The 22,931-nt window shown below is 62.1% G+C and carries 23 protein-coding genes and 2 tRNA genes; 10 read left to right on the top strand and 15 right to left on the bottom strand.

All coding sequences use genetic code 11. The features are described from left to right. Positions 1-27 precede the first annotated feature (27 nt). Positions 28-885 carry a hypothetical protein gene (locus tag AKJ09_RS10985; protein ID WP_146647146.1) on the top strand — a complete coding sequence of 286 codons (858 nt, stop codon included), beginning with the start codon at positions 28-30 and terminating at the stop codon, positions 883-885. Between the two features lie 210 nt (positions 886-1,095). Continuing rightward, the gene (locus AKJ09_RS10990) at positions 1,096-1,542 is read left to right on the top strand and encodes a hypothetical protein (RefSeq protein ID WP_146647147.1); all 447 of its coding nucleotides are present in this window, start codon (positions 1,096-1,098) and stop codon (positions 1,540-1,542) included. 259 nt (positions 1,543-1,801) lie between these two features. Here AKJ09_RS10990 and AKJ09_RS10995 read toward each other — a convergent pair whose 3' ends face one another. Then, positions 1,802-2,869: a Kelch repeat-containing protein gene (locus AKJ09_RS10995; protein ID WP_205633683.1), complete on the bottom strand. Its 1,068-nt coding sequence runs from the start codon at positions 2,867-2,869 to the stop codon at positions 1,802-1,804. Between the two features lie 500 nt (positions 2,870-3,369). Between AKJ09_RS10995 and AKJ09_RS11000 the strand changes: the two genes are divergently transcribed. Then, positions 3,370-4,050 (top strand): hypothetical protein, encoded by a 681-nt coding sequence (locus AKJ09_RS11000; RefSeq protein ID WP_146647149.1) that lies wholly within the window; start codon positions 3,370-3,372, stop codon positions 4,048-4,050. A 593-nt stretch (positions 4,051-4,643) separates the two neighbouring features. Here AKJ09_RS11000 and AKJ09_RS11005 read toward each other — a convergent pair. The 3 genes from AKJ09_RS11005 to AKJ09_RS11015 are packed head-to-tail and all read right to left on the bottom strand — an operon-like array spanning position 4,644 to position 6,402. Beyond that, entirely contained in the window at positions 4,644-5,018 is a 375-nt protein-coding gene (locus AKJ09_RS11005; RefSeq protein WP_146647150.1) for a hypothetical protein, read from the bottom strand. Between the two features lie 48 nt (positions 5,019-5,066). Further along, positions 5,067-5,528 (bottom strand): site-specific integrase, encoded by a 462-nt coding sequence (locus AKJ09_RS11010; RefSeq protein WP_146647151.1) that lies wholly within the window; start codon positions 5,526-5,528, stop codon positions 5,067-5,069. Between the two features lie 10 nt (positions 5,529-5,538). Next, a complete protein-coding gene (locus tag AKJ09_RS11015; RefSeq protein ID WP_146647152.1) occupies positions 5,539-6,402 on the bottom strand; it encodes a hypothetical protein in 864 nt (287 codons plus the stop codon). 77 nt (positions 6,403-6,479) lie between these two features. Here AKJ09_RS11015 and AKJ09_RS11020 point away from each other — a divergent pair, with 77 nt between their 5' ends. The 7 genes from AKJ09_RS11020 to tnpC all read left to right on the top strand — a co-directional run bounded on the left by AKJ09_RS11020 (position 6,480) and on the right by tnpC (position 11,291). After that, positions 6,480-6,704: a MerR family transcriptional regulator gene (locus AKJ09_RS11020; protein ID WP_146647153.1), complete on the top strand. Its 225-nt coding sequence runs from the start codon at positions 6,480-6,482 to the stop codon at positions 6,702-6,704. Positions 6,705-6,778: 74 nt separating this feature from the next. Then, a complete protein-coding gene (locus AKJ09_RS11025; protein WP_146647154.1) occupies positions 6,779-8,368 on the top strand; it encodes a hypothetical protein in 1,590 nt (529 codons plus the stop codon). Positions 8,369-8,635: 267 nt separating this feature from the next. After that, a complete protein-coding gene (locus AKJ09_RS52860; RefSeq protein WP_169927441.1) occupies positions 8,636-8,965 on the top strand; it encodes a hypothetical protein in 330 nt (109 codons plus the stop codon). A gap of 167 nt (positions 8,966-9,132) precedes the next feature. Beyond that, the gene (gene tnpA / locus AKJ09_RS56080) at positions 9,133-9,456 is read left to right on the top strand and encodes an IS66 family insertion sequence element accessory protein TnpA (RefSeq protein WP_420814252.1); all 324 of its coding nucleotides are present in this window, start codon (positions 9,133-9,135) and stop codon (positions 9,454-9,456) included. After that, entirely contained in the window at positions 9,456-9,836 is a 381-nt protein-coding gene (gene tnpB, locus AKJ09_RS11030) for an IS66 family insertion sequence element accessory protein TnpB (RefSeq protein ID WP_146647155.1), read from the top strand. Before tnpA ends, tnpB begins: the two co-directional genes overlap by 1 nt. 19 nt (positions 9,837-9,855) lie before the next feature. Continuing rightward, complete coding sequence (locus tag AKJ09_RS11035) at positions 9,856-10,083, top strand: hypothetical protein (protein WP_146647156.1); 228 nt, start codon at positions 9,856-9,858, stop codon at positions 10,081-10,083. A 14-nt stretch (positions 10,084-10,097) separates the two neighbouring features. Further along, positions 10,098-11,291 carry an IS66 family transposase gene (gene tnpC / locus AKJ09_RS11040; protein WP_240488437.1) on the top strand — a complete coding sequence of 398 codons (1,194 nt, stop codon included), beginning with the start codon at positions 10,098-10,100 and terminating at the stop codon, positions 11,289-11,291. A 437-nt stretch (positions 11,292-11,728) separates the two neighbouring features. Here the strand turns inward: tnpC and AKJ09_RS11045 are convergent, their stop codons facing one another. From AKJ09_RS11045 to AKJ09_RS11095, 11 genes are all read right to left on the bottom strand, one after another. Continuing rightward, a complete protein-coding gene (locus tag AKJ09_RS11045; RefSeq protein WP_146647158.1) occupies positions 11,729-13,342 on the bottom strand; it encodes a hypothetical protein in 1,614 nt (537 codons plus the stop codon). Further along, positions 13,315-13,692 carry a hypothetical protein gene (locus tag AKJ09_RS11050; RefSeq protein ID WP_146647159.1) on the bottom strand — a complete coding sequence of 126 codons (378 nt, stop codon included), beginning with the start codon at positions 13,690-13,692 and terminating at the stop codon, positions 13,315-13,317. The genes AKJ09_RS11045 and AKJ09_RS11050 overlap by 28 nt, the downstream gene beginning before the upstream one ends. A gap of 59 nt (positions 13,693-13,751) precedes the next feature. Continuing rightward, the gene (locus AKJ09_RS11055) at positions 13,752-15,320 is read right to left on the bottom strand and encodes an SIR2 family NAD-dependent protein deacylase (RefSeq protein ID WP_146647160.1); all 1,569 of its coding nucleotides are present in this window, start codon (positions 15,318-15,320) and stop codon (positions 13,752-13,754) included. Between the two features lie 335 nt (positions 15,321-15,655). Further along, entirely contained in the window at positions 15,656-16,567 is a 912-nt protein-coding gene (locus AKJ09_RS11060) for a sce7725 family protein (RefSeq protein ID WP_146647161.1), read from the bottom strand. Further along, positions 16,527-17,294 (bottom strand): sce7726 family protein, encoded by a 768-nt coding sequence (locus AKJ09_RS11065; protein WP_169927442.1) that lies wholly within the window; start codon positions 17,292-17,294, stop codon positions 16,527-16,529. Before AKJ09_RS11065 ends, AKJ09_RS11060 begins: the two co-directional genes overlap by 41 nt. Before the next feature lie 666 nt (positions 17,295-17,960). Continuing rightward, positions 17,961-18,034 (bottom strand) — tRNA-Pro (locus AKJ09_RS11070). 114 nt (positions 18,035-18,148) lie between these two features. Continuing rightward, a complete protein-coding gene (locus AKJ09_RS11075; protein ID WP_146647163.1) occupies positions 18,149-18,778 on the bottom strand; it encodes a hypothetical protein in 630 nt (209 codons plus the stop codon). A 149-nt stretch (positions 18,779-18,927) separates the two neighbouring features. Continuing rightward, entirely contained in the window at positions 18,928-20,106 is a 1,179-nt protein-coding gene (locus AKJ09_RS11080) for a hypothetical protein (protein WP_169927443.1), read from the bottom strand. Positions 20,107-20,140: 34 nt separating this feature from the next. Further along, complete coding sequence (locus AKJ09_RS11085) at positions 20,141-21,304, bottom strand: hypothetical protein (protein WP_146647165.1); 1,164 nt, start codon at positions 21,302-21,304, stop codon at positions 20,141-20,143. A 72-nt stretch (positions 21,305-21,376) separates the two neighbouring features. After that, on the bottom strand, positions 21,377-22,579 hold the full coding sequence (locus tag AKJ09_RS11090) for a hypothetical protein (protein ID WP_169927444.1): 1,203 nt from the start codon (positions 22,577-22,579) through the stop codon (positions 21,377-21,379). A 198-nt stretch (positions 22,580-22,777) separates the two neighbouring features. Continuing rightward, positions 22,778-22,850 (bottom strand) — tRNA-Ala (locus tag AKJ09_RS11095). Between the last annotated feature and the right edge of the window lie 81 nt (positions 22,851-22,931).

Raw genomic sequence — 22,931 nt, forward strand, 5'->3', positions numbered from 1 at the left:
TTCAATTCCAATGGTAGAATCCACCCAATGCGCATGCCGCTCCGAGTCATTGCATTGTTTTCAGCGGCGTTCCCCCTCTTGGTGGGTTTCACCCAAGCTTGCGGCGGGCTGAGTAGCAATCGCACCGACAAGATCGACGCTTGCAACAGCGATCAGGATTGCGTCGGCGGCACGTGCGTTTTCCCAGGCTCATGCCCCGGAACGTGCCTTCCGTACCGCACGCAAGACGAGTCTTGTGGCGCGAACGTCAGCAGGCCGGATGATGGCAGCTGCACGGTCAACGGCGCGCCGACGCCCTGCGCGCCGGACCCCGTGGGCGAGTGCACGCCCGATTCCGGTCTCAGTTGCGATCCGATCGCCCATCGGTGTTTGCCGACGCCGCCCATCGTCATCGCCGAGGCAGGTCAGCCGTGTTCCATCTTCGGCGCACGGTGCGATACCGGGCTTTACTGCTCCGGCCTAATGCCCACGGGCGGGGTTTGCGCGCCCATCGTCCAAGACGGCGGCACCTGCCTTCTCCACAATCCTGGATGTGCCGACGGTCTCGTGTGCGCCGGCTACGGGACGGCGGCGGATGCCAAGGGCAACTGCCGGGTCCCAGCCCTGGTAGGAGCCGACTGCCTGACGCCGACCGGCAGCGGCACAGGGAATTCGGGCTGCCAGTGGCCGCTCCAGTGCGTCGAGGGAAAATGCCAAGAGCCACCGGCGAGCGGGCCTTGTCTGAACGGCGTATGCCAAGAAGACGTGGCCTACTGCGACCAAACAACGCGCACCTGCCAGCCTCTCAGGGCGGACGGCGCGCCCTGCACGGCCCCGGCTCAGTGCAGCCACCACTGGTGCGATCTGACCAAACACTGCGGTTCGGCCATCTGCCCGAGCCATTAGGAAACGTAGGGGGATTGACGCCCCGCGCTCCTGAACAACCTTCACGGCGTCGTGGCCGACATGACCGGCAGCGGCAAGACGGGCCTGCTCATGGGGACCCGTCGAGGAAGCGCTGCGAAGCGGCGTGCCGGTGCTCGCCATCGACGTGAAGGGCGATTTGCCCAATCTCCTTCTCGCCTACCCCTCATTTGCACCGGAGGCGCTCGTGCCGTGGGTGTCGGGCGTGATGTCCCCGAGCGAGCAGCGCCCGGCCGAGGAGGTGGCGCAGGCACTGGCGGCGGAGCGGCAGCAAACGCTGACGGCCTGGGGGGATTGGCGAGCCGGAGCTCGTGGCGTATCGCGCGAGCATCGACGTGGGCGGGCTCACCGGGCTCGAGCGCGGGCGAGCCGCTGCACATGCTGTCGGCGCTCGAGCGTCGCTCGGCGCGGTGGGATCACGATCCGGAGTCGGCACGAGCCTCGCTCAGCGCAGCGGTGTCGCTCGTGCTTCGCCTCGTGGGGCGCGATCCCGATCCGGCAGCCAGCAAAGAGCACGTGCTCTTGTCGGTGCTCGCCGAGCGTCGGCTCCGTGCCGGGGAGGCCGGCAACAACGTTGACGCTCACCGCTCTCGATGTGTCCTCCGTGGAACACGACCTCGAACGGCGTCCATTGGCTAGCCGATCCGCCGCCACTGAAGGTCGGCGATCTGGGCGAGCGTGTCTTCCCGCCCCCGGCGCTTCTTCGACAGCGCACGAGCCAACGCTTGAGCTCAGTGCGACAACAGCCTTGACGCTCACCGACCAGCGGACACCGCCAGCATCATCCGCGTCGCGCGAGAAGACGTCGCTCCGGCATGGCAATCCTTACGAGCGGCTCGACCGCGGCGCTTTCACGTGCGGTCACGGCGAGACTGTAACGTCGCGCTGAAGGCTTCTGTCACGGCGTGAAGAACGATCCATTCGCGAAGCCGAAATCTGACTCCGTCGTCTGACCGCCGTAGACGAGCATTCGACTTCCAGTCCAAAACGCAAAGTGCTCGCCTCGTCCGAACGGGGCGCTCTCCATTCGTTGCCAGGTATCCGTTTTGGGATCGTAGATGCCACCGTCGGCTCTATCGCCTTCGCCAAAGCCGCCCCAGACGATCATATTGGTGCCGGTCCACACGGCGGAGTGTTCCGTCCGTTTCGACGGCGCTCCCACCATAGAGAGCGGACGCCAGCGGTCTAGGACAGGATCATAAGCAAATCCGTCTTGGTGGGTTTCCACGTGACCCGACCCATCCGACGTCGTGCTGAGGCCCCCCCAGACCAGCATCTCTGTCCCAGTCCATACTGCGGAGTGCCATCCCCTTTCCGAGGGCGCTCCGATGGAGGAGATCGGGCGCCAGCTATCCGTTGCCGGCTCGTAAATGCCGCCGTCGGCGAGGAAGGCCGGCACTCCGCCTCCGCGCCATTGTCTGCCGCCCCATACGATCATGACCGTGCCGGTCCATATCGAAGTGTGTGCGTCGCGCTGCGCTGGAGCGCCAGCATTCGTCATCACTTCCCACTCGTTGCTTACCGGGTCGTAGCTTGCACCGTCGGTACGCTGCTCACCGTGAACGGAATCAAACCACTGGTCGCCTCCCCATACGAGCATCTTCGTCCCCGTCCAGATCGCCGTATGATCTGTGCGACCGGGCACGGGAGCGATGGACGAAATCTTACTCCAGGACTTGGACAAACGATCGTAGATGTAAGCTTCGTCACACGATGCGGAGAGGGAATCTCCGCACCCCATTCCGCCCCAGAAAATGGCGCGATGTTCGTCAACCCAGATGATCGAAGGGGCAAGTATCCCGAGTTGAGTTCTACCGATAACGTCGAACGGTCCGCCTGAATCACTCACCGGATCCCACGTGTCCATGTCAGGCGAATATACGGCTCCGGACTTTCCCAGCTCCTCCCAAACAAATACATTCTTCCCATTCCAAGAAGCTGCGCCCGTCCCCTTGTCGGTATTCACCGTTCCTGCAAACGGAGGCGACCAAGAACCGACCCGAGGCCCCTCATCAATGACGCGCGCTGGAGGTGAACTTTCCTCGCTGCACGCAGCGATTCCTAGCGCTAGTCCCAAAGGCAGCGCCATGGCACGCAAGATGCTTGAGCGATACGAGAGTTCGACGTCTTTCATCCGAGGGGCCTCGCGCGCGAGATTAGCAAACGTACGACGGCTCGAATCACCGGACCACACGACGTGATTCGGCACGTCGCCGACGATCTCGACGTTCGATGGTTGTCACCGGTATCTTCCCGAGCTCTCCCTCCGACACGCCCTCGTCGGCGGCTACGGGTGTGGCGCATGCTTGCGGAAGCCGTTCTTTCCTGAGCGCTCGGCGCTTCCCACCCACCGATGCCACCTTGCCAAGGTGGACGTCGAGGGTTCGAATCCCTTCTCCCGCTCAATAGCGAGGCCGCCGATGGCGGCCTTTCGCGCTTCTGGACGTAACGGAGCGTCACGCCAGGATGGTCGGGCGAGTGGTGTGGCGCCGGGCCCGACTGGTGTGGCGAGTGGTGTGGACGGTCGAGGCGGATAGAAGCTGCCCGAGCTTGGAAAACGCTCGCTACTCTCGCTCTCCGATGAACGCAGTCTCCAATCTCCTCATCGCTTGCATGGGCATGGCGTCCATCGGGGAGGTCGTCCTCTACTTCGCGTCGCCGTTGCGGCTCGCGCCGCTCGCTGTCCTTCCGCTGGGGAAGCCCGAGCGGATTCCGCTTTCGTCTGCCGCAGTGCGAGGAATCGCGGCTCCGGAAGAGCACGAACTTAAAGACAGGAGTGGCGTTGCCAGGTGCCTCAACATGATCGGCGAGCGAACGGCGAACGGGTTGTCCGTCTTCCTCGATCCCGCGCACGAACGCGCGATGCTGAAATTGAACATGTATCCAGGAATGGGCTGCGCCCTTCTACGCTTTCGCCGCGTAGACAACGGGCTCGAGATTCATAAATCGTTTGTTCCGATCCCACTCGCGTGGCTGATCGGCATGCCCTTCTTCGCGCTCTCCTTAGAGACGCCGGACATCCTGTTCGCGACGTTGTTCTTCGCACTCATCAGCCTCGCCAACACCATGGTGATCCGAGCCCGGCTGAACGAGAGCATCGCGCTCGTCATGGCCGGTATCGCCACTCGTCTGGAAACGCTGAGCTGAGCTCGCGCCGACAATTCGCGGAGATGGTGATGAAGAGACGCTCGCGATGTCGGATCATGACGGCCGTCGCACTCGGCGAAGTCGGTGAGCGAGACCCGTCCTGGGTTCCTTTCGCCACCCCTCTCGCCGGCGCGATACTCGAATAGCTACCCCGTCTTCTTCGCCCGCGCCGCCCTCGGCTTCGCCGGCGCGATCCTCACGACCTTGCCGATCGCCTTGGCGACCTCCGGCGTGGCCGCCGTCGAGTAGCGGACGCGCATCGCGTCCGGCGAGCGGCGGCCGAGATGGCCACACGCGCCTTGCGACGGACGTGCGACGCCCTCCACGAAGGGGCGGGACCTCGTCTTTTCCGAGGTCCCGTGGTCGAGGCGCCGGGAATCGAACCGCGCGCGTCAGGCGAACGGTCCGGTCATGTGAACCACGTGTGAACGGAAACGCCGCGGGATCACGGGACCTCGTCTTTTCCCGTGTCTCGCGGCGGATGGGTCGGGGAGGCGGGATTTGAATGGGCCTCCGCATCGAACTAGAGGCCTGTTTTCCCGAGGGACCGTGCGCCCGAAAACATTGGGGGCATGAGGGGGGCATAGCGCCGGTCAGAGTTTGAGCTGGTCCCACGGGTACGCGTAGACCTGCAACACCATCCCGCGCCACCACAGGAACTCGTCTTCCGGGCTCTTCTTGCGTCCACGGGCACCGGGAGGAATGAAGCTATCACCAGGAAGGAAGGTCTGCTTGTTGACGGCGAGGGCGTTGAGCCAAGGCAACCCCTTGGGGCGACAGATGTAGTCCCTGATGAAGCCGAGAGGACGGCTCAGGCTCACGGCAGAAGGACGCTTCTTGTCACGACGCACCCGAGCGACGCTGTTCGCGAGGTCCTCGTACGTGATGGTGTACATGTACGCAGCACATTCCGTGAGGACCTTGTAGGTCTCCGCAGAGTTCTTCGGCGCATCGATCCAGATCGACATGACCGACCATCATCGCCTCGGGGGGCGGTGCTAGCAATGGCGCTAGGCCTACTTCTGCGACGCCAGCTTGATGACCTTCACCCCAGCCGTAATCCTCGGAGGAAGGCGGGGAAAGGGAGTCCCGAACGTCGCCTTCGCGAGTGCCGCAGAGTCGAGGTACCTGCGGCTCATCTCGCTGTGGACATGACCATACACGATGCGCAAGAACGTCTCGTCGCTACCAGCGATGTACGCGTGCGTGACCGCCGTGTGCCTACACCCATGAAATGTGAAGGGCATGTGCTGAGCGTCGTCGCGCACGAGATCCGCCCGAGTGACTTTCGCCCTTGCGAGGTCCTCGTTGATTAGCGCACTGGCGCCGCTTCCTCCATCGCTGCGCGGACAATCGACGAGCGGCCCCGCGGGACGCTCTTCCACGAGGATTTTGAGAAGCGGACGGAGCGCAGGCTCGATCGGAACGTGACGCGTCGCCCAACCTCGCCGAACACGACGACCTCGCAGCCAAGCCATCCCTGGAGCGCTAGGAGGAGGGAGCTGCGGGCTCTTCGGCAGCGACTGGCGTTGCTTCAACAGTCGAAGGACCGATGCTCGACGGGTAGCGCTTAGGCGCCCCGCTCTTGAGGGATTCAAGATTGCATTTCACCACGGACGCCATCTCCTCCATCCTGCTCGGATCGAGATCGACACGGCCCGCGACGTAGCGCGCGGTTCCACGCTGGCGGATCAGGTCATTGAGGAGTGCGACGAAGGCACGGTCCACGTTCCCCATGTGACCGTGATGGTTGATCTTCGCGGCGATGAACGAGTGCTTCTTCGACCCCAGGATGCGCTCGTCCGGCTCGAACATGAGCCGCGCATGTGCGGTTAGCTCCGTCGCCGCGAAGAGATTCTCCATGAACGCCCTCTGATGGTTCTTGAATCGCGCGCTCTCTGCCGCCTCGAAGAACTCGTTCGCCGCGTCTAGTAGCTCTCGCACTCGGCTGGCGTTGTACCGAAAATCGAAGTTGATAGCCCAACCCGAACCAACACGGAGAATGGTCACGTGCCCCGCGTTCGGATCCTGATCGGTCAAATGTATCTCATCGATCCCTTCGATCTGGTCCCAATAGACCGGATCGCCGTTCTGAAGGCCGACGGAGCCGCCCTTCAACTTCGTGATCATCACGGCTCGCACTTCGTCGTTCAAGCGGACGATGTTCGGCTCTCCGACATTCATGATGACCTGCGCTCCGCGCAGGTCGAAGTCTCCCGGCAGCGTTCCAGCGTTCTTCCTTCGCTCGATCTCCGGCGTCACCCACAGGTCGAAGACCTGCTGAAGGAAGGTCTGACCCCACTCGGGGGCAGACTCTTCGGAGGCAGTTTCTTCGTGCGTTTCGTCGTTCACTTGATGGTCCTCGCGACCTCGGCGCCGAGAGAGTACGGCTCTTGGCCGCAGCGGTTCAAGGCTGTACAACGTTGTGCGTGACCAAGAGAGCCGCCCGGTCGAAGACGAAGCCGAGCGCGCCCGACGTGATCACGATCGGCGAGGCTGCCGCGATCCTCGGCGTGTGCGAGATGACGCTTCGCCGTTGGCATCTAGCCGGGAAGTTCAGTCCGCACCGGCACCCGGTGAATGGCTACCGGGTCTACAAGCGTGCCGACGTGCTGAAGCTCCGGAAGCAGATTGAGACGGGGAAGGCCGCGTGAAAGGTGCAGATCCCGTGAGGAACTCGGGCCGCGACGAGATCAAGAAGCTCCTCCAGGTCGCCTTCCGCGAGGAGGTGGAGGCCATCGGCACGAGCCAGTGGACCACCGTGTACTCACGCCACCGCGGGGCCGATGGCAACGGCGGCTACTTCTGCGCTCTCGTCGACGAGAAAAAGGTCCCCGACGTGATGAGCCGGGATAGCTGGGACCTGATGATCGGCAACGGCCTACCAGGATTCTCCCAGAGCTACGGCGGCAAGAAGCCCGTGACCAAGTACCACCGTTTCGGCGGACATGACGGGATCGAACCGCTCGTGCTGGTGCGGTCCTTCCACGGCCTCAAGGCCGACTACATCGAGCTGTTGGAGGAATTCCGTCACCTCCTGAACCTGTACTACGACAAGCATAACGACCGTTACTTGCGGTTCGACGACAGCGGCGGAGAGGAAGTCGTTGCCGAAGTCTCACGTGACTCGGTGCGCATAAAGACGCGGCCACTTCGGCAGTTCTTGGGCGTTCGTGGGATGTGCCTGGCCGTCTTCTTCGATTCCGTGGCTTTCTCATCGGCGGGGGTGGACGACGTGGCTCCGGCCATGCGTGAACAGTCCGTCACGCGCCCCGACCTCAGATACTCATTCCACATCGGTGACCGGACCTTGGGGGATCGGCCGTTTTCCAGGCTCCTCGGGAAGCGCCTGGTCACCCCGCTGCCAATCGAAGAGTGCGGGATTTGGCCGTACGAGGAGAAACCCAAACCCCACATCGAGTTCATCATCGGGCTCGACAAGGATGGGAAGGAGGTCTCTCACACGTGCGACCCGGAAAAGCTCGCCAACTTCTTTGGGAAGAACGCAGGCGCCCCGCACTACCTCACGCCCGTCGTGTTTCGGCGGGAGGTCCTGCGCAAGTATTACGACAACCCCGAGAAGTACGAGGTCGATGACGGATACCTCCATTGCGCTGGGTTGTGGGCGCTACGCCTGGACAACCACTCCGAGGATCGGGTGACCGTGTTCCTCGGTGACCTGGGGCAGAGCCTCGGACATGAGGAACAACTCCATTGGCGCAGTTGCAACATCCCGCCTCTCGGGGATGGCAAGGACATCAGCGAGACCACCAGGCGTCGTGCGTTCGATGCCGAGTTTGCGGACCCCACGGCGCCCGAGTTGGTGTTCAAGTCGGCGCTCGCGTCCTTCCAGGAGCAGTGGGAGAAGCGTTTCGGTTGGCATCTTGTCCGACCCGTCCGCGAAGAGGACATCCACGTTTTCAAGAAGCTGCACGTGCCGACAACGAAGAGCATGGTCGAGTTCGAGGACCAGCTCCTCGGTCTGACGAAGCTCCTCGTGGACTCCCTGAACGACAAGGAGATCGCGAAAGCTCTTGGCGGGGCGCTCCCCGACGAGAAGAGCATCGCGAAGTTGGAGAGGTTCCTGATGGGCAAGAACTACCCGTCGACCAAGAGAGACATCGATTTGCTCCGGCTACTTCAAGAGGGACGTTCATCCATTGCGGCGCATAGGAAGGGTGACTCTTTCAAGAAGGTGGCCGAGAAGCTGGGCCTCGCGACTCAGACGCCCCAGGACGTGTTCTCCACGCTGCTTCGTGGGGCCATCGAGATGCTGGAAGACCTCACGGCGTTCTTCCTGGCTCCCGCCGCGGAGTGACCGCTCCTTCAAGCGGTTACGCGCGTGGAACCCGTATCGGGCAAAGCGCGGCGCGGTCGGCGCCCAGTTGATCGCGTCCACACCGTCATCCTGGTCCCGCCGTCGGGAGCGTTGGCTGCAGCCCCACGCAGCGGGCGCATGTCGACGAGAAGGATTCGGAGCGTCAGGCGGCAGAAATCGGCCCCAAAATCGCGAGGGTCAACGGGTACTTACGACATACCTCAGTCACGAGGTTGATTCGGCGGATCGCGCGGCTGTATCCCCGGCATGAACAGCAACTCGCCCCGCGACACGGAATACCGGTTCACCCCTGAAGAGATCGTCATTTGCGTGCTGCGGACGCTTCAGACTAATTCCGCCATTGCGCTCCTCACGATTGTCCGCGGACGCGAGAGCGGCGCGACACTCGCGGCAATCAGGAGAGCACTCGTCGAGGCAGGCACCTTTACGAATGAGATGCAGCCGGACTCCGTTGCCGCCGCGCTCGTCGATCTGGGCCTCGTAGCCAGACGCGTTCGTCCGGACGCGAGAGGGCGGCACGTCAGGGTCTATGTCGCGCTCGACCCGATGACGACGGCGAGAAGACCGGTCGCCTGACGACGGCTCTTCGCGCACCGTCATGACCCAATCGTTCCCACTTGGACAAGTGGGAACGATTAGCGAGCGCAGGGCGCCGGTGTGCGACCCCGATTCGTTCGTAACCGTCCGACGAACAGCGTCGTGACGGCCTAACGATCTTGCGGGAGCGTGCGTCGGGAGGTCCGATGGCGCGCAGTCAGTGGTCGGAGATTGAAGCTCGCGGAGTTCTCGAGGCGTGGCGGCGAAGCGGGCTCCCGCTCGAGCGATACGCGCGGCAGCGAGGGATAGTTCCGCAGCGGCTTCACTGGTGGAAGCGCAAGCTCTCGGCCCTCGAGAAGCTCAGCGCGCCGACGCCGGAGCCGGAGCTGCTCCCTGTGCGAGTGAAGTCAGACTCGCGTCGCGGCGAGCCGGTGACTGTACTGCTTCGCACTGGCCATATGCTGAAGGTCTCCCACGGCTTCGATGAAGACGCCTTCGCACGCGTCGTCGCGTTGCTCGAGGGCGCGTGATGCTCGGACTGCCGCCGAGTGTTCGCATCTACTTTGCCGCCGAGCCGACCGACATGCGCAAGGGCATCGACGGGCTCCGGGCGATTGTCGAGGCGACGTTGCGCCGAGATCCGTACGAGGGTCACCTCTTCGTCTTTGTCGGCAAGTCGAAGGACAAGGTGAAGATCCTCTTCTGGGACAGATCCGGTTTCGTCCTCTACATGAAGCGCCTGGAGAAAGGCAGATTCCAGCTTCCCTTGGTCGACGAGCGACGCAAGCACGTCGAGATGGAGCCCGCGCAGCTCGCGATGCTGCTCGATGGGATCGACCTCAACTCGCGTCGCCTGGCTCGGTGGAATCCGAATCCGCAGAAGGGGATCGACACAGATCGGCAGGTGTGATCAAAGCTAGTCGATGGTCATGCCGCCCATCGACCATGAGTGCTCGCTGAAGCAGTTCGTGACCGAACTGGCCGAACGACTCGAGAAACTCGAGCGCGAGAACGCGCAGCTGAAGAAGTCGCTCTACGGCGCGCGCAGCGAGCGGAGCAAGCTGCCGCGAGTGAAGACCGGTGAGCCGGTGACGCCCGAGGAAACGAAGGCAACGCGGCGCGCACGGGCCGAGGCAAAGCTCAAACTCCAACTTTGAGGTTTGAGCACAAAGTGCCGGAGGTGCTCCGCCGCTGCACCGCGTGCGGTAGTACCGAGCTGACGGCGATGGGGCCGGGCAAGAGCACGTTCGTGTGGGAGTTCGTGCCGGCGAGCTTCGTGCGCCACGAGCATGTGCAGGAAGTCCTGCGTTGTCGGTGCGGAGGTTGCGTCGTGACCGCGCCGGGCGCACCGAAGGTGATCGAGAAGGGGCAATACGGCGCGAGCTTCCTTGCTCACCTGGCCGTTGCGAAGTGCGCCGACCATCTGCCGATCTACCGGCTCGAAAAGGAGTTCGCGCGTAAGGGAATGCCGGTCGCGCGGTCGACGATGAACGAGCTGCTTCATCGCGCGTCGACGCTGCTCGAGCCCGTGTGGAAACGATTGCTCGATGTCGTTCGCGAGCGCGACATCGTCCTCGCAGACGAAACCCGACTCCGAATTTTGAAGGGTGACAGCGGCAAGCCCAAGACGGGATTCGTCTGGACGTTCGGCGCAGCCGATGCGGACGGCGGCTACGACATCGCCTATCAATTCGCCGAAAGCCGCTCCGGCTCCACTCCGAAAGCCGTTCTCGAGGGCACGAAGGGCGTGCTGCTCGTCGACGGCTACAGCGGTTACAACGACATCGAGAAGATCTCGAGTCGCAAGCGTGCCGCCTGCTTCGCCCGTGTTCGGCGCTACTTCTTCGAGTCGCTGAAGACCACGCCCGTCGCGCAAGAGGCGCTCGACATCATCACCGAGCTCTATCGCGTCGAACACGACGCGAAGGAACAACGACTTTCCGAAACCTCACACTTGGAGCTTCGGAAACAGCGCGCCGGTCCGATCCGCGATCGACTCAAGGCCTGGCTCGACGAGCACCGCTCCCGCCATCCGCCGAAGAGTCCGCTCGGCACGGCGATCCGCTACACGCTCGCTCAATGGGACGAACTTGGCGTCTTCCTCGTCGACGCGCGCGTTCCGCTCGACAACAACGCCTCGGAGCGCGCTCTCCGCAGGATTGCGCTCGGCCGCAAGAACTACCTCTTCGTCGGTGACGTCGACTCGGGCAAGAGCCTCGCAGGCCTCTACTCGCTGGTCGCCACGTGCGAGTCGCGCGGTATCAATCCGTTCGACTATATCGTCGACGTCCTCGGCCGCGTGCAGGATCACCCGATGAGCGCCATCGACGAGCTGCTGCCCGGGCCCTGGGCCACCGCGAACTGACGGCCATCTGTCAGGACGGTGTTCGTCGGACGGTTACAATCCGCGCTGTGATTCGCCATGTGCGAAGTGGATACGATGAGCCCGAGCCGCGCACGGCGCCATCCCCCGTACGGTTACCTCTCCAAGGCCGCAGTGGCCGAGGCTCGTCCACCGAAGACTCGGGTGCGGAGCCGGCTGCGAGCCCGCGGCCGGCCACGCCCGGCATGGCCACTCGCGCGACAGCGGCCATCCGGACTGCGGCTACGGGAACCGTACCAGCCTCGCCCACCCGGGCGGCATGGCTGGTGGCTCGGCCCTTCACCGACAACTGGACGCTTGAACGCCCGTGCCCCGCCGCCGCAAGCGGGACCGGAATCCGGCGTTTCGTCCACGACATCCGTTACCTAGCGCGCGGTCCCCTCGGTCACAAGACCCCAACCACACGACCACATTTGGTTTTACGAGCGGGACAAATACCTTCTTCCGTGCCGAAGCCCCGCAGTTCTAATTACGGCCCTAAGATTCTTCTGAAACCGACTTGCTTCGGAAGTAACGATCGGCACAAGTCGCTCAATCACAAATCTCTCCGTTGCAATACCACCAAGCAAGTGCCCATAGAACGAATCGGCCGGGACATGAAGCTCATCAATAAGGAACAGGAGTTCCGTTTCGGCAAATGCATCCGAGCTCAAATCAGACATACGCATAAAAACAGTTCTCGCCAATACGCGTTTGTAGACGACGCCTACATCGGCAAAACTCGCAACGAGGCGGCTCTTCTGATCGGCAGACATGTGCGCTACCAGAAATCTCGATAGCCGGTCCGCGAACCAGGCGTGTTCATCCCCGTCAGATGCAGATTCGACGAGCCAATCGGTCCACCAACCAATGGGGCCAAGCTCAACTCCGGCAACTTCCTCGTCCAGGGCTCGCTCAAGCACAGGGCCGGCGACCGTCGCATCCCGCAGCTTGAGAAGATCTATCAATAGCTTTCCGGTGCGCTTCCAGCTGAGATCGAGCTGCGCTACGAAGTGTAGCGGTTCATGGTGACGTTGCTCCGCAGAAAGCCCGACGAGCTGGCGGAGCACATCGAATGCCAGTTCGTCATCGTTCGAACGACAAAACAGAACGATTGCGTCGCAAACGACTGAGGATGACCTGGGGAGGGTCGCCAACCGCTCAGCGAGATCTGGACGATTCCGACACAGGGCGTAAAGAGCCCTCACTGGCCAACCCAGCTTTTCTCCACTTCGGATCATTTCCAGCAAACGGTCGACATGGCGAACATCAAACGACGACCATGAAAGCTCTTCCTTGGCAAAACGAGAGATAAACCAAATCGACGTGGCGGCACTGACCACTCCTGCGAGAAGCAATTCACCGGCCAAAATCAGTGTTGAAGTAGAATATCGATCAATAAGAAGCCTGCACAATACATCTGCGCGAACTCTTGAAATCGGCGCTGTGGTGCCGCCAGGCAAGAACGCCGACCGAATCGCATCAACCTCAAATCGAACGAGCAGTTGGCCACATGCGGAGACTAAGCCGGCCACGTCCTCTTCTGCGACCTCGCTCTCTGTCTCCTCTTCGGGGAGCTTCTCTGCTCGCTCGACCAGCTCGAGTATGGCCGCAATGTCGGTGACCTCAAGATGCGGCAAGAGCGCCTTCACAATACCGTTGCAACAGTAGTTGTAGTCGTGTCGATTGGTATACAGCTCTTCGAAGAGCTCTCTCTTCGAAGAGGCTCCCTCGAGTTTGACGAGTTGCTGGACGGCGGCGGCTGCAAGCATATTCCCCGTCTTCATCAACTCTCGCAATAGCGGGATGTGGATACGCGAGGTCTCAACGCCTCTTTCCAATGCACTTTCCAGCTGATCTTCGAAGAGCTGCCTCCCCGGTGCACGAGAGAGGACTTCCGTCAGAAGTCGTGAAACGACCGCGTCTCGTCCGTATTCCATATATTTGGACGCATTCAGCGCAAGGGCGAGATCCGTATCAATCACGGCTTCAATGAAAGCGTCTGCATCAACTTCGGACATCACGCTCAGCGCAAGAAACAGTGCCTGATCCATCGAGTGAGACGCAGTGTCTTCTCAAGGACGGATCGATCAAGTCGAAACTTTCGCGCAAGCTCGCAGGCGGCGAGGTATTCCGTCGCCGATTGATGAAAGAATACAACCCGCGAATTTGGACTTGCCACAAGCACATCATTGGATACTAACCAGTTAACAACTTCGGACGCGTTGACATTTTTGATCTCAGCGCGCCGCAAGGCTGGCTCAAGAAGATCGAGAATATCCGCGAGAGTTCGTGCTTCTTCACCGCGGTCGACCGCTTCGTATGCCACCTTCGACAAGACTTCAACAAGATCGAAATGAGCACCAAACTTCACTTCAAACTTCACCGTCACTTCGTCAAACACGGCCTTAAAAAGGTCCCTTGGCCGCGGTTCAAGAGGCAAAGACACTCGACGAGAGACAATCAAATTAAAATAAAACGGCTTCTGGAGAAGCTCTCGCGCAGCCTCCCGAAATCGCCCTCGAGACTAAGGCCAAGCCGATTGAGGGTCGCGGATACAAACTCCGCATCAATCCGGTCGAGATCGTACGTGGGGAAGTCGAGCCTATCGAAACCATAGGCGCTGCGAGAGCCAAGCACTACTGTGGCCGACGGATATCTATCAAGGACATTGGCAATATTGGATACGCATACCCCACTATCCAAGTACTCCCTAGGAAGCTCATTGAACGAGTCCACAAAAAACTTTAATCTGCAAGTGCGCGAAAGTCTGTCTAGCGACAATCGTGGCGGGAGCGCCTCCTCGATTTGTTGTTCGAGATCTCCGCGATAGAATTTTAGGTCGACATAGACTGGAACAATTACGCTCGATGACGCTAGGGGCTCCGCAAGGCAAGCATCATGAAGCTGTTCCGCCAGTGAAGCGACTGCGCGCCGGAGGGCATAGGTCTTTCCTGCTCCTGGCGGCCCCACGAGCGCCGCCCGCGGTGGTCCATCGACGAGGAAGGTTTCGGACAGTTGCCCTTCGTGGCAGAAATCGACCGAAGTTTTGCCCCGGCTCCAGGCCACTCGGTGGGCATGGACACGCAGTGGGAACTCGCGTTCAACGCGAGGAGCCCTGGTAAGCCCGTCAGCATAGCGCGCAAGGCGAAGCAGTTCCTCAGGTGACAGCGTGGCATCCAGCGCGACGCTTGCACAAACGCTCGAAGAGGGAGCGAGTTCATCGAGAACTTTCAGTAGCGCTCCATGCTGCCCACATTCAGTAGGATACGACACCAGATGAATTCCGTAATTCCTCCGCCAGAATCGTTCCTCGTCCGTGGCAGTATCAGGCATGACCGCATAATGGTCACGCGTGCCCCCCTTGAAAGTGTTCGCGAGGAGATCCCTGATAAAATAGAAGTTTGGGTCTCGCAGACTGAATCCTAGATAGACAACAGGCCGAGTCGCCATCAACATCTTCAGCGACTCGAGCGCCGCGTGTCGATCCCCGCCGGGCAATAGCGCTCGATACTGCTCACGAGTCAGAATGACACTCTCAACGTCCTGGATATCGCCATGCGGCTTGAATACAAAATCAAGACTTCTAGCCTGAACGATATCGGCAATTTCCATCAGCTGCCGATTTGTTATAGGCCCACGAACGGGTCGATCCGGCAGCCATGTCTGAAGGGCGATTTCGAGAAGATTGTCGTAATTCGTGGTGATAAAGCAACGCGGCCCCAACCCGATGATCTTGCGATGAATCTCGTGGGGTCGTGCGATGCCATAGCGGCACGAGCGACGCAGGAACTGACCAGTCTGCGGCTTTGTCAGCAAGTCGAACCCTAGACTTGCTGCTTGCAGTAGGTCTCCGCGAGACTTCTCGCGCCGCACCGAATCTGCGGGCAACCCCTCGGATTCGAGAAACTCCGCGAGTTCGCCAATCAGGTCCGGCCAAGAGGGCAACCCTGACCACATTGAGATGCCAGCGCCTACAAATATCACAGCGTCGTCCTGAGCCAGCACTTGTCGAAGCTTCTTCAGATCCATACCTGGCCATCTTATCTTTATCCGCCCGCGCGGGCGGGCTAGTTACTTAGGTGGCTGCATAGCTTGGCCCATTTCGCATTTGGGCACTTATATCATCCGAAATGAAGAGTAAGCAGCACTGCTCGAGGGTATCCAAGCATGTGAAAGGTCCTGCCACCGAGGGCGGACCACTACGCCGTCCGACGCTTGATGACTTGAACGGGCATCCCGCAAAGGAGCGCTGGGCCATAGACGAAGGACTGCAAGGCGAATATCAATAGACTTTGGCGAGAGCCCAGTCCGTAACACGACGCTGTCAACGATCACCATTTTTAAGATTGCTCACACGAGGGTCATCATGAGCTCCAGGTGATGTGGATCGAGAGTCGCTTGACCTCACCAAGGCCAGGGAACGTCCCGTTCGCGTGATGTTGCAGAAGCTCCTGACAAGCATTGGTGAAATCCAGTTTTCCAGGGTTGGCCGTAGAGTACTGGGCGAGCGAAGCGACTGCCTCTCCGAACTTACCGGCGGGATTCGCTGGAGTGGTGTTACTTGTGGACAAGAAATGATGGCAATAGACGCCTTGTGCCAGCCGATCCTCCGTCAAATGAATCGCTACCGCATAGGCAGGCCCACCACCATCTGTGTAGCGCGATCCGATCGTCTTGTTGTCTCCAAACCCCACATAGCTGCGCGTCATGTACGTCAGGTGAAGATCGCTAAAGAAGCTTCCTGGCGGGTAATTGGCGTTACGTACTTGAGAGTTGAACCCATCCCGCAACACTGCGCGATTCGGGAATGGAGTTTGATGGTTGGTACTGGTAGCGTTGTCGACAAATAGATTCAACGCTGGGCCAGCTGTGTTGAGCGCGGAAATCGCTCCGATTGCGGGAACGCCGTAGTGAAGGTAGATCGGCTGCGCTTGCTGAACGTGCGCACCGAACGCCGTCACTTCCCCCGGCTGGAGCCCAGGGTGGACAATCAAGACCGGCGTTACGGAGGCCCCCACCCTCCGCATCTCGGCGAGGAGCTGCGTGGTGGCTTGTGGTGCACCCGACAGCTCGCCGACGTGTGGATTCATCACGAGACCTACTGAGAGCCCTGCCGAAGCAAACCTCGCGGAGCGCTTTATGATCGTGCCGGTCGCCACGCGAACGGGCTCGAAGAGGGGAGTAATCTTCCCGTTTGCTACGAGCGCACTGGACGTGCGTTCGACTGCCTTGAGTTCAAACGTCTTCGCCCTGAGGAATGGAAAGTATTTGCTCATCGTGAGCGATGAGATCGCCCAACGTCACGCTGGTCAAGCGTTCGGTGATTCGGTTCCACATCTGCGACTTTGTGCCGCTTTCGAGGTAAGCGCTTAGAAGCGGTCGCGGGACGCGTGCAAGTTGTTCGCGAGTGCAGCGCATTCGTCGCTTCAAAACAGCCACCATTGCATCGTGAACAGAGCGCGGAGTGCATGTCGCAAGCGCGTCGGCGCATTCCTGACGGATGGTCACCTCCGTTGCACAAGGAGCCCGGCCAACGACTCGCCGAGTCACCTCGATAACCTCATCGCGACGTAGCGCGTCGACGATCATGCGAGGGCGGACGTTCTCCGCGTTGGAAAGCGCATCGCGAACAACTTGAAACGACAGCGTCCGAGTCAGAACAAGGATTCCGACGTGCGACGGAAGCGTCGCTCGCAATTCCTCACCCCGCCCATCGTACGTAACAACGAAGATCCGATCGAAGACCGCCGAATAGTCAGCGAGCTGAGACTGAAGCCGATCAAGATTGTCCAGCTCCGTCTTAATCTCGTAGGCGATGGAAGTGCCGTTGAACACCGCCATGTCGGCTTTTGATTTCCAGACGCGAAGCTCCGGAATCAGGGCGCTCGTCGTAGGAGAATGGCGCCCAAGGAACAGCTTGGCTGCGATTGTCGACCGGTACACGTAGTCGCATCGATACGACCGCTGTAGCAGTTCGAATACGCCCGCCAACGCGTCCTTCACCGAGCACTGCATTCCGACGAGATCGGCGAAGCCGGTCTGGTCGACAGCTGCGGCGAGGTATGCGGACCGTCCGTTCAGCCCGAGCTCACGGATGACAGGGCCAGACAGACATCGACCGAGGGTGGGCAAAACCCCCAGGCCCGACGGCGTCGAGGTAGTGCCGCCATTTGCTGCGGTCTATCATACGCGCTGGATACTACGCCGCTGGCCCGAATGAAGAGGAAGAGTCTGACGATGACACACGGCGGCCATTCGAGCCTGCCGTCACTTCATCCAGATTCCAGGATCCTGGAGACGTCCAGTTCGGGGGATTAGAACGCCGAGCGAGCCATGGCCGCGGCACACCATCAAATAATGACAGGAGCCGCCTCGCGGTGTGGACGAGACGCTTGAAGAATCTACTTGTTCAGAAGCTGCGCGCGCAGACGCCGTGGCGTTTCGGAGCACAGAAGGCCTCACGAATTTGGCGAAGGGCGAGGCGATGAAGTGGCAGGAGACGGGCTAACGATCGAGGGCGTTCTCCAGCCAGGAGGAACAGGGCGCGGGGGGCGAGACTTTGTCGCTTCTACAGCGTGGCAAGTCCTCGGTTGCGGCCACCGTGCGCGACTGCGCCAAACGACAGAAGCCCGCCTCATCTCTGAAGCAGGCTTCTTGAAGACCCTTGGGTCGGGGAGGCGGGATTTGAACCCGCGACAACAAGCACCCAAAGCTTGTGCACTACCGGGCTGTGCGACTCCCCGGAAACAGCATCGTTCTAGCACGGCATGAGCGCCGGTGCTGAGGTTTGCGCGGTGCGCAAGGGCGGCCGGGGGTCACGTCCCGCCGCCCTCCCCTCCCCCGCCGTCCCACACGGCTCAGATGGCGTCGCGGAGCTTGCTGGCGGCCTCGAGGAGGCCGGTCGGGGTGGCGCGGAGCTTGACGTAGAGGTGGTCGCGGTCGGTTTCGATGGCGCGGATGCCGAGGACCGGGGAGACGATGCCGAGAAGCTTGCGGACGCGGGGGTCGTTCGCGAGCTTGGGCATCTTCATCAGGTCGAGGACGATGCGGTCGCCTTCGGCTTCGACGATGGCCGCGGGCTTCTTCGGGACGAATTTGACGAGGTTGCCCGGCTTCGAGAGGTCGAGGGCGCCGGACTTGATGAGCGTGGCGACGGGCGAGTCGCTGTCGCCGGCGAGCTCGAGTTTCACGTCGCGGAGGCGCACGCCGATGCGGACGGAGTCTTCGGCGATGGTGACTTCGTCGATCTTGATCGCGGCGGAGGCGCGGACGGCGGTGCCCATCGCGTCGACCGTGGCGGCGAAACGGAGGGCCGGCGGGACGCTCGCGATCTCGACGTCTTTCGGGGCCTTCTTGCCGTTGATCTGGCCGGCGAACCAGCGGAGCGTCGCGAGCGGAACGCCGAACCGGAGACCGGTGGCGTTGACGGCGGCTCGAACGACCTCGTCGGGGTTCTTACGGACGTATCCGACTGCAGCCTGAAGCATCGCGCGCGGACGAAACATTTTGGTTACCGAGCCTACCGCGCTAGCGATCGCGATCTCAATCGAAGTCCTCACGACGCAGTGCGACGGATCCCATGCGCAGCGTGCGTCGAAAGCAGGCAGCGAACGCACGAGCTCGCCGCGAAGAGCTCCTACTTTGGAATACGGAGGAGACTGACGGTGGGGTCGGCCTCGAGGAAGTAGAGGTAGTCGCCCGCAATGCCGAGCTCCGTCACCACCTTGCCCGGGCGGTCGGAGACCTTCGACGGCGACGAGCAATCGGTGTGGCTGCAGCGATAGATGGTGGAGTTCGAGGCGAAGTAGACGCTCTTCTGGTCGGCGACGATCGGCCCGGTGCCGCCGACCTTGCCGATCTCCTGGAGCCCCGGCATGGCCCCCAGCTTCGCGGCGTAGACCCCCTGCGGACTGACGACGAAGGCGGAGTCGCCCGCCATGGCGACACCGACCGAGTCTGGATCGATCGGCAGGTTCACCGTTCCGCTGCCGTTTGCGTCGCACACCAGGCCGAACGAAGCCTGGGAAGCCGAGCCCAAGAAGCAGATGCGGCTGCCGTTCGTCGTGATCGCACGAGCGTTGGTGCCAACGGTCGTGAGCTCCTTGCACGTCGAGTCCGTGCATTGGAATTCGTGGACGGTCCGGGCGTTCGTCGAGTCGATGAGGAGGACGCTGGTGGCGGCGGCATTGGCCGCGAGCGCGAACGCGTCCGGCGCCGCGGATTGGGTGCTGGCCGCCCCGGGTCCGCGCGCCGACGACCAGAGGCTCGAAGTCGTGCCCATCGCGGAGCTCGAGGTGCCCCAGAACAGGCGTTTCGGAGAGAGCGCCAACGGGCTCGGCGTCAGGAAGGTGTCCCTGCCGTTGGCCAGCTTGGGGGTCCAGCTGCACGCCAGCCCGAAGCCCGGAGTCGCGCACTCGTAGATGTTGCTCAGGTCGGAGACGAAGATCGACGTCTCGTCGACTACGAAATGCGCGCCCGTCGGGAGACTCAGTTTCGGGCCGCCCAAGGGGAGCGGCTTGCACATGCCGCTCTCGCACGACGTCTCGCAACGACGACCGCACGCACCGCAATTGAGCGTGTCGGTCGCGAGCTTCGTCGTATCGCAGGGGCCGGCTTCGGCGTCGGTCGATGCGCCATCGGGCAGCGAGGTCTCGCCCGACGAGACGTCACTTCCGCTCGCGTCGCTGCTCTCGGACGCGCCATCCTCGGCGCCGAAGGACGAGCACGCGCCCAGGCCCGCGAGACCAACAAGGCCAACAAGGCCAACGAAACTCGAGGCCGCGCCCCACCTGACCACCGAAGGAAGCATAGACACGAAGTCTAGCGTCCCTTCCCTGTCGAGCTAGCTCCTACTTTGGAACACGCAGCAGACTGGGGATGCCGTCGGACTCGAGGAAGTAGACGAAGTCGCCGCCAATGCCGAGCTCCATCACCGTCTTGCCCGTGCGCTCCGAGATCTTCGTCGGCGCCGAGCAGTCCGTGACAGGGCAGCGATAGATGCTGTAGAGCGAGGCGAAATAGATGTTGTTCGCGTCGACGGCGATCGGGCCCGTGCCGCCAACGTCGCCGATGTGCTTCACGTTGGAGGTCGCGGCGCCCCCGCTGACGGACGTGATCCCCGAAGGACTGACGACGAACACGGCGTCGGTGCCGACGGCAAGACCCACGCTGTCCTGCTCGACGTTGACGGTCCGCATCTCCGAGTTGCCCGCGGTGCAGACGAGGCCAAAGGGGCCCTGCGAGAAGGTGCCGAGGTAGCAGACCCCCGCGGTGCTCCCGGCAACGGCACGACCGTTCTTGCCGAGCACGCTCGAGGCGTAACACTTCTGGTCGTCGCACATGATGGCGTGGACGGTTCGCGCGAACGATGTGTCGATGAGAACGACGGTCGTGGCGTCGGCGTTCGCCCCGAGCGCGAAGGCCACCGGCGAGGCGGAGATCGTGCCCGCGACCATCACGCCATCGCGCGGGTTGGACCAGAGACTGCCCGTCGTGGCCGCCAGGGAGTCCGGCGTCGACCAAAACAAGCGCCTTGGGCCGAGCGCCATCGGGCTCGTCCACGTCGTGTCGTTCTGCGCCACGCTCGTCCAGTCGCAACTCGCCCCGAAGCTCGGGTTGGCGCACCGGGAAATGTTGGACTTGTCCGAGACGAAGACATCCTTGTCGTCGACGGCGAGATGCGCGCCCGTGGACAGGTTCGCCCCCATCACCTGCGGCTCGCACATGCCCTGGCTGCACGACACCTCGCAACGATGGCCGCACGCTCCGCAATTGAACTTGTCCGTCGCGAGGCGCGCCGGATCACATTCGGTGGGTTCGGCATCGCCCGACGCACCGTCGGGCAACGACGTCTCGGCGGTCGCGACGTCGCGAGCTCCCCCCGCGTCGCTGCCTTCCGACGCGCCGTCGTCCGCGCCGAAATCCGAACACGCCCCGAGCGAGGCGCCCGTCATCCCCAGAGCCGTGACCAGCAGACCGGAGGCCACGCCCCAAGCGACGACGGAACGAAGCATTGACGTAGCTTAGCGTCGAACCGTCCCGCTGCCGAGCTTACTCCGCGGTCGCGCCGCTCGCGAACCGAGCGCCTACTTTGGAATACGCAGCAGGCTGGGGGTGCCGTCGGACTCGAGGAAGTAGACGTAGTCGCCGCCGACGCCGAGCTCCATGACCGTCTTGCCGAAGCGGTCCGAGATCTTCGTCGGCGCCGAGCAGTCCGTGCGGCTGCAGCGATAGATCGTGTAGAGCGAGGCGAAGTAGATGTTGTTCGCGTCGGCGGCGATCGGCCCCGTACCGCCAACCTTGCCGAGCTGCTGGAGGGTCGCCGCCGATTGAGGGAGCGTCGAGACCCCCTCCGGACTGACGACGAACACGGCGTCGCCCCCCACGGTCAGACCGACGCTGTCCTGGTCGACCTTGACGATCAGCGGTCCCGCGCTGCTGCCGGGATTGCACATCAGTCCGAAGGCGCCCTGGCCGAACGTGCCAAGGTAGCAAACCCTGGAGCCACTTCCCGCGACGGCGCGACCGCTCTGGCCGATCGAGGCGGGGTACCCGCACGTCTTGTCGTCGCAAGTGATCGTGTAGACGGTTCGCGCGTTCGTCGAGTCGATGAGAACGACGGTCGTTGCGCCGCCGTTCGTCCCCAGCGCGAAGGCCGCCGGCGCATCGGATTGCGTGCCGGCGATCATCACGCCTTCGCGTGGACGCGACCAGAGGCTGGAGGGCGAGCCCAGCGCGGAGCCCGCCGCGGACCAGAAGAGGCGTTTCGGGCTGAGCGCCATCGGGCTCGGGGCAACGAGCGACGACGTGTCGTTGTTCGTCACGTTGTTCCAGTTGCAGCTCTCCCCGAAGCTCGGGTTGTCGCACTGGTAGACGTTGAACTTGTCGGAGACGAAGATCGCCCTGTCGTCGACGACGAAGTGCGCGTCCAAGGGGAGGTTCAGGCTCGCGCCCATCGGCAGCGGCTCGCACATGCCGTCGTTGCACGACGTCTCGCAGCGATGACCGCACGCGCCGCAATTGAGCTTGTCGGTCTTGAGCAAAGCCAGATCGCACGGGCTCGCTTCGGCTTCGACCGACGCGTCGACGGGGGACGAGGTCTCGCCGGTTGCAACGTCGCTCCCGCCTGCATCGGCGGCGGAGATCTCGGGCTCGCCGTCTTCACCGCCAAAGGCCGAGCACGCGCCCAGGCCGAGCAACGCCAGACCAACGAGGCCAACGAGAGCAAAAAGAGTCGACGCTGCGCCCCGCCTGCCCTGCCTGACCGCCGAAGGAAGCATAGAGCTCAAGTCTAGCGTCCTGCCACTGTCGAGCTAGCGAGTCCCCCGCGCGAACGGAGAAAATCTCGTGAACAAAAACACTCGAGCCGCTCGAGACAGGTTGTCTCGGCGGCTCTCGTTTCGAGCTTCTTCAGCCCTCGACAGGATGGGCGTCTCTCGACGGCCTGCCTTGTCTTTCTGTCTTCCCACTAGGAAAAAAGAACCTAGTGGAGCAAAGGGGGATCGAACCCCTGACCTCCGCATTGCGAACGCGGCGCTCTCCCAGCTGAGCTATTGCCCCTAACGGGTCACTGCTTACCGTTTTTCGCTAACGATTTCGTCGTCAGCGGCGCGCACTCTACGCGGCCAGACGGATGTGTCA

Source organism: Labilithrix luteola, assembly GCF_001263205.1.
Taxonomy (GTDB): domain Bacteria; phylum Myxococcota_A; class Polyangia; order Polyangiales; family Polyangiaceae; genus Labilithrix; species Labilithrix luteola.